Source organism: Vogesella aquatica, from assembly GCF_028548455.1.
Lineage (GTDB): Bacteria > Pseudomonadota > Gammaproteobacteria > Burkholderiales > Chromobacteriaceae > Vogesella > Vogesella aquatica.
Genome location: NZ_JAQQLF010000002.1, coordinates 45,417 through 58,550 on the forward strand (window position 1 = coordinate 45,417; position 13,134 = coordinate 58,550).

General features: G+C 62.4%; 14 protein-coding genes. 8 read left to right on the forward strand and 6 right to left on the reverse strand.

Annotation, left to right across the window (positions count from 1 at the left end):
- Positions 1 to 1,254, forward strand: a complete 1,254-nt coding sequence (locus PQU95_RS01740; protein WP_081600539.1) for an NnrS family protein — start codon at positions 1 to 3, stop codon at positions 1,252 to 1,254.
- Positions 1,255 to 1,367: 113 nt separating this feature from the next.
- Here the strand turns inward: PQU95_RS01740 and PQU95_RS01745 are convergent, their stop codons facing one another.
- The 5 genes from PQU95_RS01745 to PQU95_RS01765 all read right to left on the reverse strand — a co-directional run bounded on the left by PQU95_RS01745 (position 1,368) and on the right by PQU95_RS01765 (position 6,046).
- On the reverse strand, positions 1,368 to 2,021 hold the full coding sequence (locus PQU95_RS01745; protein ID WP_017507106.1) for a response regulator: 654 nt from the start codon (positions 2,019 to 2,021) through the stop codon (positions 1,368 to 1,370).
- Complete coding sequence (locus PQU95_RS01750) at positions 2,018 to 3,901, reverse strand: type IV pili methyl-accepting chemotaxis transducer N-terminal domain-containing protein (protein WP_272750418.1); 1,884 nt, start codon at positions 3,899 to 3,901, stop codon at positions 2,018 to 2,020. The genes PQU95_RS01745 and PQU95_RS01750 overlap by 4 nt, the downstream gene beginning before the upstream one ends.
- Before the next feature lie 102 nt (positions 3,902 to 4,003).
- Positions 4,004 to 4,654 (reverse strand): carbonic anhydrase, encoded by a 651-nt coding sequence (locus tag PQU95_RS01755; protein ID WP_272750419.1) that lies wholly within the window; start codon positions 4,652 to 4,654, stop codon positions 4,004 to 4,006.
- A 2-nt stretch (positions 4,655 to 4,656) separates the two neighbouring features.
- Positions 4,657 to 5,631, reverse strand: a complete 975-nt coding sequence (gene moaA, locus PQU95_RS01760; RefSeq protein WP_272750420.1) for a GTP 3',8-cyclase MoaA — start codon at positions 5,629 to 5,631, stop codon at positions 4,657 to 4,659.
- Positions 5,632 to 5,650: 19 nt separating this feature from the next.
- Complete coding sequence (locus tag PQU95_RS01765; protein ID WP_272750421.1) at positions 5,651 to 6,046, reverse strand: ribonucleotide reductase subunit alpha; 396 nt, start codon at positions 6,044 to 6,046, stop codon at positions 5,651 to 5,653.
- Positions 6,047 to 6,278: 232 nt separating this feature from the next.
- On the opposite strand from PQU95_RS01765, the gene PQU95_RS01770 reads away from it, so the two are divergent.
- On the forward strand, positions 6,279 to 6,497 hold the full coding sequence (locus PQU95_RS01770) for a DUF2249 domain-containing protein (RefSeq protein WP_272750422.1): 219 nt from the start codon (positions 6,279 to 6,281) through the stop codon (positions 6,495 to 6,497).
- Here PQU95_RS01770 and cobA read toward each other — a convergent pair.
- A complete protein-coding gene (cobA, locus tag PQU95_RS01775; RefSeq protein WP_272750423.1) occupies positions 6,460 to 7,302 on the reverse strand; it encodes a uroporphyrinogen-III C-methyltransferase in 843 nt (280 codons plus the stop codon). The two genes, PQU95_RS01770 and cobA, sit on opposite strands and share 38 nt — an antisense overlap.
- 144 nt (positions 7,303 to 7,446) lie before the next feature.
- Between cobA and PQU95_RS01780 the strand changes: the two genes are divergently transcribed.
- The 6 genes from PQU95_RS01780 to PQU95_RS01805 all read left to right on the forward strand — a co-directional run bounded on the left by PQU95_RS01780 (position 7,447) and on the right by PQU95_RS01805 (position 13,134).
- Positions 7,447 to 7,872 carry a c-type cytochrome gene (locus tag PQU95_RS01780; protein WP_272750424.1) on the forward strand — a complete coding sequence of 142 codons (426 nt, stop codon included), beginning with the start codon at positions 7,447 to 7,449 and terminating at the stop codon, positions 7,870 to 7,872.
- 65 nt (positions 7,873 to 7,937) lie between these two features.
- Positions 7,938 to 9,368 carry a cbb3-type cytochrome c oxidase subunit I gene (locus PQU95_RS01785; protein ID WP_147683166.1) on the forward strand — a complete coding sequence of 477 codons (1,431 nt, stop codon included), beginning with the start codon at positions 7,938 to 7,940 and terminating at the stop codon, positions 9,366 to 9,368.
- 236 nt (positions 9,369 to 9,604) lie between these two features.
- A complete protein-coding gene (locus PQU95_RS01790; protein WP_147683168.1) occupies positions 9,605 to 10,171 on the forward strand; it encodes a cytochrome c oxidase subunit 3 in 567 nt (188 codons plus the stop codon).
- 65 nt (positions 10,172 to 10,236) lie between these two features.
- Entirely contained in the window at positions 10,237 to 10,509 is a 273-nt protein-coding gene (locus PQU95_RS01795) for a cytochrome C oxidase subunit IV family protein (RefSeq protein WP_147683170.1), read from the forward strand.
- Positions 10,506 to 11,315, forward strand: coding sequence for a CbbQ/NirQ/NorQ/GpvN family protein (locus tag PQU95_RS01800; RefSeq protein ID WP_272750425.1), 810 nt, complete (start codon positions 10,506 to 10,508; stop codon positions 11,313 to 11,315). The genes PQU95_RS01795 and PQU95_RS01800 overlap by 4 nt, the downstream gene beginning before the upstream one ends.
- 1 nt (position 11,316) lies before the next feature.
- Entirely contained in the window at positions 11,317 to 13,134 is a 1,818-nt protein-coding gene (locus PQU95_RS01805) for a nitric oxide reductase activation protein NorD (protein WP_147683175.1), read from the forward strand.

A 13,134-nucleotide genomic window follows, 5' to 3' on the forward strand; every position in this document is an offset into this window, starting at 1 on the left:
ATGCGGCCAACCCTGAATGTGCAGCCTGCTGCCTCTGGGCGCATCAGGCTCAGCCCGCAAGCGGTGCCATCAGCACCGCCGCTGAGTTTACGTACCCGTCTTGATAGCGTACCTCACCGAGCGTTCTTTCTGGCGGGCGTGCTGGCTGTACTCAGCCAAGGCCTCTGGTGGGCGCTGACCTGGCTACTGGCACCTCAACAGGCCTACGCGGCTGTTCCGGTGCACGGGCTGTTGACACCACTGGCTGTGTTTCCTCTGTTCATGCAGGGTTTTGTGTTTACCGCTGGTCCGCGTTGGCTGAGCGTAGCCGATGGCACGCCCAAGCGGGGAAATCTGTCGCAGGCGCTGCTAGCCCTCGTGGGTATCTGGCTAGCGCTGCTCGGTTTCATGCTGGGCGGTGTCTGGCCGTTGCCAGGGCTGCTGCTGATTGTGGCCCAATGGGCTGGTAGCTGCTGGCGCTGGGCGGCAATCTGCCATCGCAGCCAAATAACTGATCGGCTTCATGGAGTTGCCATACTGCTGGCTATGCTTGGCGGGTTAGGTGCTATGCTGTTCGCTTGCTGCTGGGTGATCAGCGGCAACGACATCTGGTGGGCAGCAGCTCGGCAGGGCTTGTTTTGGTGCTTTTTACTGCCGGTATTCCTGACGGTTTCGCATCGCATGCTACCGTTTTTCACACAGGCGGTCTTACCCACTCATCAATCGTGGCGGCCTGCGCATTTGTTGCACTGCTGGCTGGCCTGCTGCGTATTGCTGGCGGTGGCTAACTTGGCCGGATTGCATAAGTTGGAGGCGGTACTTGCTATGCTAATGGCTGGTAGCCTGGCCTACACTAGTGCTCGCTGGGGCCTGCGCGTCAGCTTGCAGAACCGCCTGCTGGCCATGTTGCATTTCAGTTTCGTTTGGTTGGTACCTGCGCTGTTGCTGCAAGCCGCTTCTGCACTAGGTCAGCCGGTGGGGTCTGCGCCAGTGCATGCATTGGGGCTGGGTTTTGCGGGTACCATGCTGATGGCGTTTGTCACGCGAGTCAGTCTTGGCCACAGTGGTCGCCCACTACAGGCTGACCGCGGCTTTGTGGTTCTTTACGTACTGTTGTACCTTATCGCTCTATGGCGTGTCTTTCTGGCGATAGTTGGTAACCACGCCGGTTGGCTTGCATTTGCGTCACTTGCTTGGTTGGCGGTGTTGTTTGTCTGGGCGGTACGTGTGATTCCCATGTACCTTCAGCCGCGGTTGGATGGTAAGGTTGACTGAGTCCTGTGTACTCTTATCACAAAAAAGCCACGCGTTAAGCGCGTGGCTTTTTTAATACTTAAGAGACACTACAAACAGACAAGAATATTGTAATTCTTGCCAAGGTATCCGGGCTAGAGCTTCTCCAGGCCGTGCTCTACTGCGTACACAGCAGCTTGTACCCTGCTGCTGATGCCCAGCTTGCGCAGAATGTTCTGCACGTGCACTTTCACTGTGCTTTCGGCTAGGTCTAGAGCGCGAGCAATTTCTTTGTTGCTTCCACCGCGAGCAAGGTGGCTAAGTGTTTCGCGCTCACGCGGTGTTAGGCTGTCCAGCTCACTTTGTGGTGCGACAGGTATTGGTGTACGTAGTCGAGCTACTAGCTTGGCTGTCATTTCCGGTGATAACACACTATCGCCATCCACTGCACGACGGATGCTGTCCAGAAGGAAGTCAGCATTAATATTCTTCAGCAGGTAGCCCCGAGCGCCAGTCTTCATACACTCGGCTAGGTCTTCTCCGTCTTCGGATACGGTCAGCATCAGCACAGCTAACTCGGGTTGGCTAACGAGCATCTGTGCCAGTGCATCGCGGCCGTTCATGACCGGCATGTCCAGATCCAGTAGAACGATGTCAGGTTTGAGTTGCTCTGCTTTTTTGACACCTTCCAGGCCATCTGCGGCTTCGCCGATTACTTCCAAGTCAGCTTGGCGTTGAAGCAAGGCTTTGAGGCCGCTACGGAAAAGGGTGTGATCATCGACTAGCAGTATACGAAGGAGGGGGGTCATGCGGCTTGTCTTTCTGTGCGGGGCAGGGTAATTGTCACCATGGTGCCGTTGCCTGCCCGGGGGGTGAACTGAATGCTGGCATGGATGCGAGCCGCGCGTTCCTGCATGATGGAGAGTCCGACATGACGGTCTTTACGGGCTTCCATCAATTTGTCATCGAAGCCACAGCCATCATCAGCAATTTCCATGACGAAGTCGTCTTCGTTGCTTATACGTATATCTACGCGCTGCGCTTGTGCGTGCTTGCGTACGTTCGATAGTGCTTCTTGCAGAATGAAGATCATCTGTAGTTGCTGATCTGGCGTGAGTGGGAGACCGTTACCACTGATGTTGAATTGTGTCAGCACGCGAGCCTGAGTTTCAAAGCGCTGCAACAGGCTGTCTACAGCAGCTAGAAAGTCTTGCTTGCTAATGCGAGTACGGAAATTCAGTAGTAGCTCGCGCACGTCTTCGTAGCACTCTTGAACACCTGCTTGGATGAATGCTAGATTTTCACGTGCTTCAGGGCTGAGATAGGCAGGCAAGGCACTTTCCAGCATTTGTACCTGCAAGTTCAGAAATGATAGTGACTGCGCGATGCTGTCATGCAAGCCTTGCGCCATTAGATTGCGCTCTTCTGATACGGCAAACTGGCGGTCGCGTGCGGCCAGACGTTGGTTTTCTATGGCTACACCTAAGTGATTTCCTAGGGTCTCTATTAGAAACTGTTCATGCTGCGGTAGCTGTGTGGCGTGGCGGAAATAGAGGGTAAAGATACCAACGTTCTGCTGCTTGGCACGAATGTGGAAAATAGCTACGCTTGAGAAACCAGCTTGTTGGCAATGCTTCTCTTCATCGCTAGGTAGCTTGCGAAAGAGCCGTACGATGGCTTGTGGCTGAGCTACGGCATCGCCGCAGTAGCAGCCGTTAATTTGCTGGCAGTCATTCTCTTGCTGCAAAGGTACAGGTAAACCCAACTGTGCTAGGGGTTCCAATCGGCCTCGCTTACTGTCTACGAGTCGGATGCTGCCTGCATCAGCCCCGGTGAGTTTCATGAGTTGCTCGATAAAACCACGGCCCATATCTGCCAATTCGTGAGCTTCATGCAAGTAAGCGGTAATACCGTAAAGTGCAGTTAGTTGACGGTTCTTTTCGTCTAGGGAGCGGGTTTTGTCGCGTACTTTATCTTCCAGTGTGGTGTATAGCTCTTGCAAGCGGCTGGCCATCTGGTTGAATCCGTGTGAAATATCAGCCAGCTCATCGTTCCCTACTACGGGCACACGTGTAGCCAGCTGTCCGTCACGTAGCTGTACTATCCCTTCGCCCAAGGTATTTAACGGACGGATAATAAGCAGAAATAGAAGGTACATCATCGTGATGGCGCCGATGATGGCCATCGCCATCAGGGCCATTTGAAACAACCGAAGTAATGTAGTGTTTTTGGCGTTATCTTCTTCCACTAGGCGTACTAGGCGGTCTATTTGTTCTACAAATCCGCTGATATCTAGTATCGGCATGGTGGGACCTGTGACCTGGCCGCGCCTTGCTTGCTCCAGCATGGGGAGAATCTGGTATTGCCATTGTTTCAAGATCAATACGGCTTGCTGGCGCACTGCAGCATTGTCCGGTAGGAATAATGGTCGAGCAGGATCTCCGCGCTGTAGCCGTGTCATGGTGTCTGCAAACTGCTTTTCCTCATGGGTGATGCTGGCTGAGCTGGCACCTTCGCTGACCATCAGCGCCACACGATAACTACGCATGCGCAGGCTGCCCGCATCATTAATGGCAGCAGCACCTCCTTCAAGTTTCCAGGACAGAATAAGGGTATAGCCAATAGATGTCATGGCCAGTAGTAGCCAGACAATGGTGAGTCCCAGCAGCTTGCCGGATAGACTGCGCATGGCTTCGGGGGCGGAAAAGTGCATAGTGGGAGCGCGCGATTTGGGATGGTTTCACCTTAATGCGCTTTGATCGCTTCGGCAATCCGCCAAAAGGAGGAGGCGTTAGCAGTCTGCCCGTTCAAGCGGGCAAACTAGTGGAACGAAACGATGGCTTTCAGCGTCCAGACCCCAAAGTGCACCTTCATGCATATCGAAGTACCAACCATTCAGCATAAGTTGTCCCGTCTTGACGCGGTCGGCCAGCCACGGGTAGCCCAGCAGGTTGTTCAGCGACACCAGAATGGCGGCCTGTTCGCACTGGCGTGCCTGCAGCGCCGCGCTGGCGCCGGCGTGGTGGCGGTAGGTCAGTTCGCGCGCCGGCTCGGCAATGGCCAGCCAGCGGGTGAGGGCGCTATCGCGTGGGGTACTGCGCCGCAGCAGGGCCTGGATGCCGCCGCAGCCGGAATGGCCCATCACGATGATGCGGCCAACGTTGAGGCTAAGCACGGCAAACTCCAGCGCCGCTGCTACGCTGGCGTGTTCGTTGTGCGGGCTGTACGGCGGCACCAGGTTGGCCACATTGCGGATGACGAACATCTCGCCCGGCTGGCTGCCCATCAGCGCCGGCGGGTGCACGCGCGAATCGCAACAGGCAATTACCAGCGTCACCGGGTGCTGGCCCTGGCACAGGCTGGCGTATACCGGGTTGCTTGCGGAAAAGTATTGTTGCTGGAAGCGGCGAAAGCCCTGCAGCAGCGGGTCGTCCAGTGCCATGCTCAGCCCCCGGTCATCGACATGAAGCGCACCACGCGGGTGGGGGCTTCGTTGAAGGTGTGCTGTTGCGGCTTCAGCTCGATGGCGGCGCGGATAGCGGCCTCCAGCTCGGCGTCGCTACAGCCGGCGCGCAGCAGCGGGCGCAGCTCGAAACGCTCTTCCTGCCCCAGGCACAGGTACAGCGTGCCGTCCACCGACAGCCGTACGCGGTTGCAGCTGGCACAGAAATGCTGCGACAGCGGCGTGATCAGCCCCAGCGTGAACTGGCCGTCGGCGCTTTCCCAGTAACGGGCCGGGCCGCCACCCAGCGTCTTGCACGTTGGCCGCAGGCCAAAGCGTTGCTGCAGGCGTGCCAGCACCGGCTGCAGGTCCACGCCGCGTGTTTGCTGGCCGGTGCTGCCCATCGGCATGGCCTCGATCAGGCGCAGGATCAGGCCGTGCTCGATGCAATAGGCCACCATCGGCTCGATGTCGGCTTCGTTGACGCCGGCCAGCGGCACCATATTGATCTTGATGCTGGCAAAGCCAGCGTCGCGGGCGGCTTGCAGCCCGTCCAGCACCTGCTGCAGGCAGTGGCTGCCGGTAATGCCGTGCACGCAGTCGTCACGCAGCGAATCCAGGCTCACGTTCAGGCGGCGCACACCGGCGCCGTGCAAGGCTTCCGCCTGGGTAGCCAGCTGGGTGCCGTTGGTGGTTAGCGACAGGTCGTCCACGCCGGGCAGCGCGGCCAGCCTGGCGGCCAGCTGTGGCAGGTGGCGGCGCAGTAGCGGCTCGCCGCCGGTAAGGCGGTAGCGGCGGGTGCCCAGGCGGGCAAATACCGCCACCACGCGTTCGATTTCGTCGAAGGTCAGCCAGTTGGCCGGCTCTTCGAAGCCCTTGAAACCTTTGGGCAGGCAGTAGGTACAGCGCAGGTCGCAGCGGTCGGTCACCGAAATGCGCAGGTAGTCCACGCTGCGCCCGAAACGGTCGCTCAGCATGACGGGTCCTTTCAAATGCCTACAGGAAGCGCAGCGGCTGGCCGGCGCGGTTGAACGCCAGGTAGCGCGCCACGTCGCCGCCGGTCTGGATGGTCTGGATCATGCGCTTGAGCGGGCCGTCAGCGGCGGTGCTGCCGCTGTCGTCGATGGCGGCCACGAACACCACTTCCCAGCGCGGGTCCAGCGCGTCGGCGTCGTGCTGCAGGCGGTTGAAATCGGCCAGCTCGGCGGGGGTCTTGTCCACGCACAGCACCGGTTGCAGGATGCCGCCTTCGCCGGCGGCAAAGCGTTCGGCTTCGGCGGGCTGGTGGTCGTCGTGCAGACAGCGCTGGCAGAAGGCAAACAGCAGGCGCTGCGGCGCGGCTTGCTGGCGGGCGGCCTGCAACAGGCCGTTGAAGTCGTGGATGGCAGTCATGTCGGCTTCCTCGGGAGGTTTGCCGGCAGTGTAGGCGGCGGTCACGCGTTTGCCGATACGCTGTCGGCAGGGGTGGGCTACGCCGAAAGAGGTAGCCGCTGGCCGGAAGCTTGATCCGTATCATTCAGCCGGCAACGGGCGGCGGCGATACTGCGCCATCGTCACTTACCGGGGTACTCCGCCATGTTTGCTGCCCGTATATTGCCTGTTTGCCTAAGCCGGGAGGTGCGCCATGACGCCGCGTGACCTGCGCGGCCTGACGCCGCCACAACCGCTGGAAATCATCCTGGCCGAGGTGGACGCTGCCGCGCCCGGTCAGCAGTTAGGCTATGTACTGCCCCATTTTCCCGGCCCGCTGGTGCCGCTGCTGGCGCAGCAGGGGGTAGCGGTTGACAGCCAGATGCTGCCGGATTTCAGTGGTGTGCAGCTGACGTTGACGCTGCCGGGCTGACGTGCCGCTTCAGGCCGGCGGCCTCGCGGCGCAGCGCCGGGGCCAGTAAAGGGTAGAGCCGCACCACCTCGCCGATCAGCAGCAAGGCCGGCGGGGCAATGTGCTGGCGCTGCACGGTATCGGCCAGCCCTGCCAGCGTGGTACAGCACACCCGCTGCTGTGGCGTGGTGGCGTTTTCCACTACCGCCACCGGGGTGCCGGGCAGCCGGCCGTGCGCCATCAGACTGCCGGCAATGGCGGCCGCTTCGCCCAGCCCCATATACACCACCACCGTTTCGTTACAGTCGGTTCGGTGGGTCCAGTCCAGTGCCAGCTCGCCTTCGCGGCGGTGGCCGGTCACCAGGGTCACGCCCTGCGCGCAGTCCCGGTGTGTCAGCGGAATGCCGCAGCTGGCGGCCGCACCCAGCGCCGCGCTGATGCCGGGTACCACTTCACAGCGTATGCCTTCGGCAGCCAAGGCCGTCAGCTCTTCGCCGCCACGCCCGAACAGCAGCGGGTCGCCGCCTTTCAGCCGCACCACGCGCCGGCCCTGGCGCGCATGGTTCACCATCAGCTCGTGGATGGCAGCCTGTGGCAGTGTGTGTCGGTTGGCACGCTTGCCAACGCAAACCAGCTCGGCCTGGCGGTTGGCCAGCGCCAGGATGTCGGGGCTGACCAGCAAGTCGTACAGCACCACGTCGGCCTCGGCCAGGCGGCGCAGTGCTTTGAGGGTCAGCAGGTCCGGGTCGCCGGGGCCTGCGCCCACCAGGCTGACTTCGCCTGCCTGTAGCGGGGTGGCGTGGGAAAACGGTTGCGCGGTGTTCATGGCGGCTCCTCTGGTGTTGAGGTCATCAGTGTAGGAAGGGCAGCGCCTGGAAATCGTTGATTCGAATCAATGCTATTCGGATACCCCGAAACGTACAGTCCGCCCTGAATGCCGGGGTTCCGGTACACATGATGGGAGGCTGCGATGAGCACCAGTTTTACCAAGTCAACCGCACGAAACATCTTCTACGGAGGGGCGGTGTTTTTCTTCCTGCTGTTTGTCGCACTGACGTTCGACACCGTGCAGGCCCTGCCCAAGCGCGACAACCGCGCCAACCTCACCGAACAGGTGGCGCGCGGCAAGAACCTGTGGGAGGTGAACAACTGTATCGGCTGCCACACCTTGCTGGGCGAGGGCGCCTACTTTGCGCCGGAGCTGGGCAACGTCTACCAGCGCCGCGGGCCGGAGTTCATCAAGGCCTGGATCAAGGCGCAGCCCACCGGGGCGCCGGGTCGGCGCCAGATGCCCAATTTCCACCTGAGCGACGCCCAGATCGACGACCTGGTGGCGTTCCTGAAGTACAGCAGCCAGATCAACACCAATAACTGGCCGCCGAATATCGAAGGCTAGACCAGTCCGCCGTACCAGCGGGTGCGGCCAACGTATCCAGCCCTTTACCTTAACGGGAGAAACACATGACATCCCTTGCTTCGGCAGCAGGTCGGCAAACCACGCCGTCTGCGGCCAACGTCCAGCTCAAGTACCGCTCGCAGGCGGTGGCCAAGCCATATTTCACGGCCGCCATCGGCCTGTTTGTCGGCCAGATCATTTTTGGCCTGGTGATGGGCCTGCAGTACGTGATCGGCGACTTTCTGTTTCCGGCCATTCCGTTCAATGTTGCGCGCATGGTGCACACCAACCTGCTGATCGTGTGGCTGCTGTTCGGCTTCATGGGCGCCGGTTATTACCTGATTCCAGAAGAATCGGAACGCGAGCTGCACAGCCCCAAACTGGCCATCGCCACGTTCTGGGTATTCCTGGTGGCGGGGGCGCTGACCATCGTCGGCTATCTGGCGGTGCCGTATGCCACGCTGGCGCAGATGACGGGCAACGATCTGCTGCCCACCATGGGGCGGGAGTTCCTGGAGCAGCCCACCATTACCAAGATCGGCATCGTGCTGGTGGCGCTGTCTTTCCTGTTCAACCTCAGCATGACGGTACTGAAAGGCCGTAAAACCAGTATCAGCATGGTGATGATGCTGGGGCTGTGGGGGCTGGCGATCTTCTTCCTGTTCTCGTTCTACAACCCGCATAACCTGGTGCTGGACAAGTACTTCTGGTGGTGGGTGGTGCACTTGTGGGTGGAAGGCGTGTGGGAACTGATCATGGGTGCCATGCTGGCCTTCGTACTGGTGAAAGTGACTGGCGTGGACCGTGAAGTGATCGAAAAATGGCTGTACGTGATCATTGCCATGACGCTGATTACCGGCATCATCGGTACCGGCCACCACTATTTCTGGATCGGTACGCCGGCTTACTGGCAGGTGTGGGGCTCGGCGTTCTCGGCACTGGAGCCGATTCCGTTCTTCATGATGACCCTGTTCGCCTTCAATATGGTGAACAAGCGTCGCCGCGAGCACCCCAACAAGGCCGCCGTACTGTGGGCGCTGGGTACTGGCGTGATGTCCTTCCTGGGGGCGGGCGTGTGGGGCTTCCTGCACACGCTGGCGCCGGTGAACTACCTGACCCACGGCACGCAGATTACGGCTAGCCACGGTCACATGGCTTTCTACGGTGCCTACGCCATGGTGGTGATGACCATGATCTCCTACGCCATGCCGCTGATGCGCGGCCGCGAAGCCAACAGCAATCGCGCCCAGGTGGTGGAAATGTGGTCGTTCTGGCTGATGACCATCGCCATGGTATTCATCACGCTGTTCCTCACCGCCGCCGGCATCCTGCAAGTGTGGATGCAGCGCATGGGCGATACCCCGCTGTCGTTCATGGCCACCCAGGACAAACTGGCGTTCTTCTACTGGCTGCGTGAAGGGGCCGGCGTCGTGTTCTTCATCGGCCTGCTGCTGTACATCATCAGTTTCTTCGTCGGCAAGGACGAAGCCCGCTAAGCCGGGTAGCCGCGGTGCCGCGTCTGGCTTGCAGACCGGGGGCGGCACGTTGCGCGAGTGCGCAATCCGGCCCGCAGGCAGCGTCGGGCGCCAAATAGAGGGGGTGCGGAGGCGCACCCTTTTTCTGTTTTCCCGCCACGGCTTGCGGCCGGGTGCAGCCTTTATCTTCCTCATTCCGCGCTGCCCGCGCACGGCATGGCATGCGTCCGCCAGCGCGACCCTTTTGCGGAGGTGATATGTCCCACGCCATGCCGCGCCGGGTACCCGGCGACCTGGCCATGTGGTTTTTCATTCTGGCGGAGCTGGCCGTGTTCGGCCTGCTGTTTGCCGCCTGCGCTTACGCCCGCTGGCAGCAGCCACTACTGTTTGCCCGCCAGCAGGCCGGGCTACCGCTGGGGTGGGCGCTGGCCAATACCGCCTTGCTGCTCAGCGGCAGCGCCGCCGTGTTCAATGCCTGCCGTGCTTACGCAGCCGGGCGGGGGCGGGCCGGGCGACGCTGGCTGCTGGCCTGCCTGCTGTGCGGCAGCGGCTTCGTGCTGCTGAAAGGCCACGAGCTGGGGGCGCTGTTTGCTGCCGGCATCAACTTGTCCAGTAACAGCTTCTGGATGTTCTACCTGTCGCTGGCGGGCTTTCATTACCTGCACGTGCTGCTGGGCATGGTGATCGTCACGGCGGTGTGGTGGCGTGCCGGGCAGGGTGCCTACGCGGCCAACCATGACGGCGTGGAAACCGCTGCCGCCTACTGGCACATGGTAGACCTGGTGTGGTTGGTGCTGTTCGCCCTGCTGTACACCGCCCGCTAGGGGCGGGCAGCGTTTTCTTATTGCGCATCAAGGCAGCGCCGGCGGGGCGCAGGTAGGCTGCCGCCATGACATCCCCCCACCTTCACCGCATTTACTGGCGCCTGTGGCTGGCCTTGCTGCTGCTCACCGCCGTGCTGGCACGGCTGGCCGACACGCTGGCCCCCGGCCCGCTGTTGCTGACACTGGCGCTAGGTGGCGCCTGGCTGAAGGGCATGCTTGTGGCCGAGCACTACATGGGCCTGCGCCGCGCGCCGCTCTGGCTACGTGCAGCCGTGCACGGCTGGCTGCTGCTGGTGTGTGGCGGGATCCTGCTGACTTTCCTGCCGGAGTTGCCATGAACGCGCCCCACCGAGCCGCCGCTGCGGCACCGCTGCCTTTCTACCAACCGCTGGCCGACGAATGCGAGGTGTTCGAGGCGGCCTGGCGCCAGCAACTGCCCTTGCTGATCAAGGGCCCCACCGGCTGCGGCAAAACCCGCTTTGTGGCGCACATGGCCGCCCGGCTGGGCCTGCCGCTGTTTACCGTGTCCTGCCACGATGACTTGTCGGCTGCCGACCTGGTAGGCCGCCACCTGATCGCTGCCGGCGATACCCAGTGGTGCGACGGCCCGCTCACCCGTGCCGTGCGCGCTGGCGGCATCTGCTATCTGGACGAAGTGGTAGAAGCGCGCAAGGACACCACCGTGGTGCTGCACCCGCTCACCGACGATCGCCGCATCCTGCCCATCGAGCGCACTGGCGAACAGTTGGCCGCACCGCCCGGCTTCATGCTGGTGGTGTCGTACAACCCCGGCTACCAGCACGTGCTGAAAACGCTGAAGCCCTCCACCCGGCAGCGCTTCGTGGCGCTGGCGTTCGACTTTCCGCCGCCGGCGGTAGAGCTGACCGTACTGCGCGAAGAGGGCGGCGCCGACGAGGCGCTGGCGCGCCGGCTGGTGGCGCTGGCCACCCAGTTGCGCCGCTTGGGCGGCTATCACCTGGACGAAGCGGTCAGTACCCGCCTGCTGGTGTACGCCGCCAAGCTGATCGCTAGCGGCATGGCCGCCCGTACTGCCTGCCGGGTAGCGCTGGTGGAGCCGTTATCGGACGAGCCGGATACGTTGGCCGCGCTGATGGCGGTAGTGGATACACAGTTCGGAGCCTGACATGGAAGACCTCGTCGGCAGCTGGTGGGACCGGCTGGTGCGCCGTGCCGCCTACCCCGGCTACCCGCAAGCGGCGGTATTGCTGGATGACGTGGCGCCGCAAGCGTTGCTGTTTTTTCGTGCCATGGGCGGCGACCCTGGCCTGGCCATCCGCAGCGCAGTAGGCACGGCACACGGCGCCCGCCGCCGCTGGTTGGCACGTGTTGCCGGTATCGACACCCACGTCGAGCTGGCCTGGCGCGACGGACAGGCGCTGTACCTGCCCGAGCGCATCGACCTGTACCCGGACGCCGCGCTCAACCGCGGCCTGTATTTCTGGCTGATGGCCTTGGCCGCGCAGCCTCCAGCGCAGGGCGACTGGCTGCAAAGCAATAGCGAGGGCACGGCGCGCTGCCTGACCACCATGCCGGGGCTGGCGACCTTGTACCAGCGGCTGGTAGCGGCCTTGCTGCCGCTACGCAACTGGCCGGCAAACGGTACCGGCCAGGCCGCCGAGCAGGCCATCCGCCACGCGCTGTTGCAACCGGGTACAGCGACAGCTCTGCCTGCTGGCAGCCCGCCACCGCAGCCGGTGCCGCTGTGGCTGCACCCGTCACCCCCGTCTGCTGCCGCAGCTAACCAGGACGACGGCCAGCAGCCGGAGCAGGGCCATGGCGACAGCCGGGACAGCAAAGCCCGGCGCCGCTACCGTGCCCGCCGCGATAACCCGGACGATCGCAAGAACGGCATGTTGCTGCAGTTTCGCGCCGAAAGCATCTTTACCTGGGACGACTACGTGCGCGTCAACCGTCACCAGGACGAGGACGAGCCTGACGACGGTGCCGCCGCCGAAGACATGGATCGCCTCACCGTCAGCCGCGACGGCAAGACCCGCGCCAGCCGGCTGAAGTTTGACCTCGACCTGCCGGCTGCCGCTTACGACGACACGCCGCTGGGCGACGGTTTGCTGCTGCCGGAATGGGACTACCGCCGCGAGCGGTTGGTGGCCGACCATTGCCGCTTACAGCCGATGCTGCCACGTGACGCCAGCCCGGCACCTTTGCCGGACAAACTGCAGGCGGCCGCCCGGCGTTTGCGGCGGCAATTCCAGGCCTTGTCACCCGAGCGCAGCCGCAAAAGCGGTGAAGCCAGCGGGCCGGACCTGGACCTGGACCGCATCATCCGCTTCTTGGCCGAACAACGCAGCGGTGTGGCCGTGGCCGAACCGCCGTTGTACCAGGCATGGCCGCCCGCCGGGCGCAGCATGGCCTGCCTGCTGCTGGCCGACCTGTCGCTGTCTACCGAAAGCTGGCTGGGCGAGGCCGGGCAGGTGATTCACGTCATCCGCGACAGCCTGCTGCTATTTGCCGAAGCACTGGCGGCCTGCGGTGACGCCTTCGGCCTGTACGGTTTTTCGTCACTGCGGCGCAGCGAGGTACGCTACCTGCTGCTGAAAGATTTCGGTGAACCCTACGACGATGCCGCACGCGGGCGCATTCTGGCCATTCGCCCCGGTTACTACACCCGGATGGGCGCCGCTATCCGCCAGTCCACCTCCATCCTATTGCAGCAGCCTGCCCAGCGCCGCTTGTTGCTGATCGTGTCCGACGGCAAACCCAACGACCTAGACCACTACGAAGGCCGTTACGGCGTGGAAGACACCCGCCAGGCGGTGCTGGAAGCACGCCGCGCCGGGCTGATTCCGTTTTGTGTCACCGTCGACCGCGAGGCCGGCGACTACCTGCCGCACCTGTTCGGCAAGCGCGGTTACAGCGTGGTACACGACGCCCACCGCCTGCCGCAGGTGCTGACTAGCCTGTACGCCAGCCTGACTGCCTGA

Bases quoted from the DNA above. Each gene is read 5' to 3' on its own strand.
- PQU95_RS01740 (WP_081600539.1), top strand. From the start codon at position 1: ATGCGGCCAACCCTGAATGTGCAGCCTGCTGCCTCTGGGCGCATCAGG.
- PQU95_RS01745 (WP_017507106.1), bottom strand. From the start codon at position 2,021: ATGACCCCCCTCCTTCGTATACTGCTAGTCGATGATCACACCCTTTTC.
- PQU95_RS01750 (WP_272750418.1), bottom strand. From the start codon at position 3,901: ATGCGCAGTCTATCCGGCAAGCTGCTGGGACTCACCATTGTCTGGCTA.
- PQU95_RS01755 (WP_272750419.1), bottom strand. From the start codon at position 4,654: ATGGCACTGGACGACCCGCTGCTGCAGGGCTTTCGCCGCTTCCAGCAA.
- moaA (WP_272750420.1), bottom strand. From the start codon at position 5,631: ATGCTGAGCGACCGTTTCGGGCGCAGCGTGGACTACCTGCGCATTTCG.
- PQU95_RS01765 (WP_272750421.1), bottom strand. From the start codon at position 6,046: ATGACTGCCATCCACGACTTCAACGGCCTGTTGCAGGCCGCCCGCCAG.
- PQU95_RS01770 (WP_272750422.1), top strand. From the start codon at position 6,279: ATGACGCCGCGTGACCTGCGCGGCCTGACGCCGCCACAACCGCTGGAA.
- cobA (WP_272750423.1), bottom strand. From the start codon at position 7,302: ATGAACACCGCGCAACCGTTTTCCCACGCCACCCCGCTACAGGCAGGC.
- PQU95_RS01780 (WP_272750424.1), top strand. From the start codon at position 7,447: ATGAGCACCAGTTTTACCAAGTCAACCGCACGAAACATCTTCTACGGA.
- PQU95_RS01785 (WP_147683166.1), top strand. From the start codon at position 7,938: ATGACATCCCTTGCTTCGGCAGCAGGTCGGCAAACCACGCCGTCTGCG.
- PQU95_RS01790 (WP_147683168.1), top strand. From the start codon at position 9,605: ATGTCCCACGCCATGCCGCGCCGGGTACCCGGCGACCTGGCCATGTGG.
- PQU95_RS01795 (WP_147683170.1), top strand. From the start codon at position 10,237: ATGACATCCCCCCACCTTCACCGCATTTACTGGCGCCTGTGGCTGGCC.
- PQU95_RS01800 (WP_272750425.1), top strand. From the start codon at position 10,506: ATGAACGCGCCCCACCGAGCCGCCGCTGCGGCACCGCTGCCTTTCTAC.
- PQU95_RS01805 (WP_147683175.1), top strand. From the start codon at position 11,317: ATGGAAGACCTCGTCGGCAGCTGGTGGGACCGGCTGGTGCGCCGTGCC.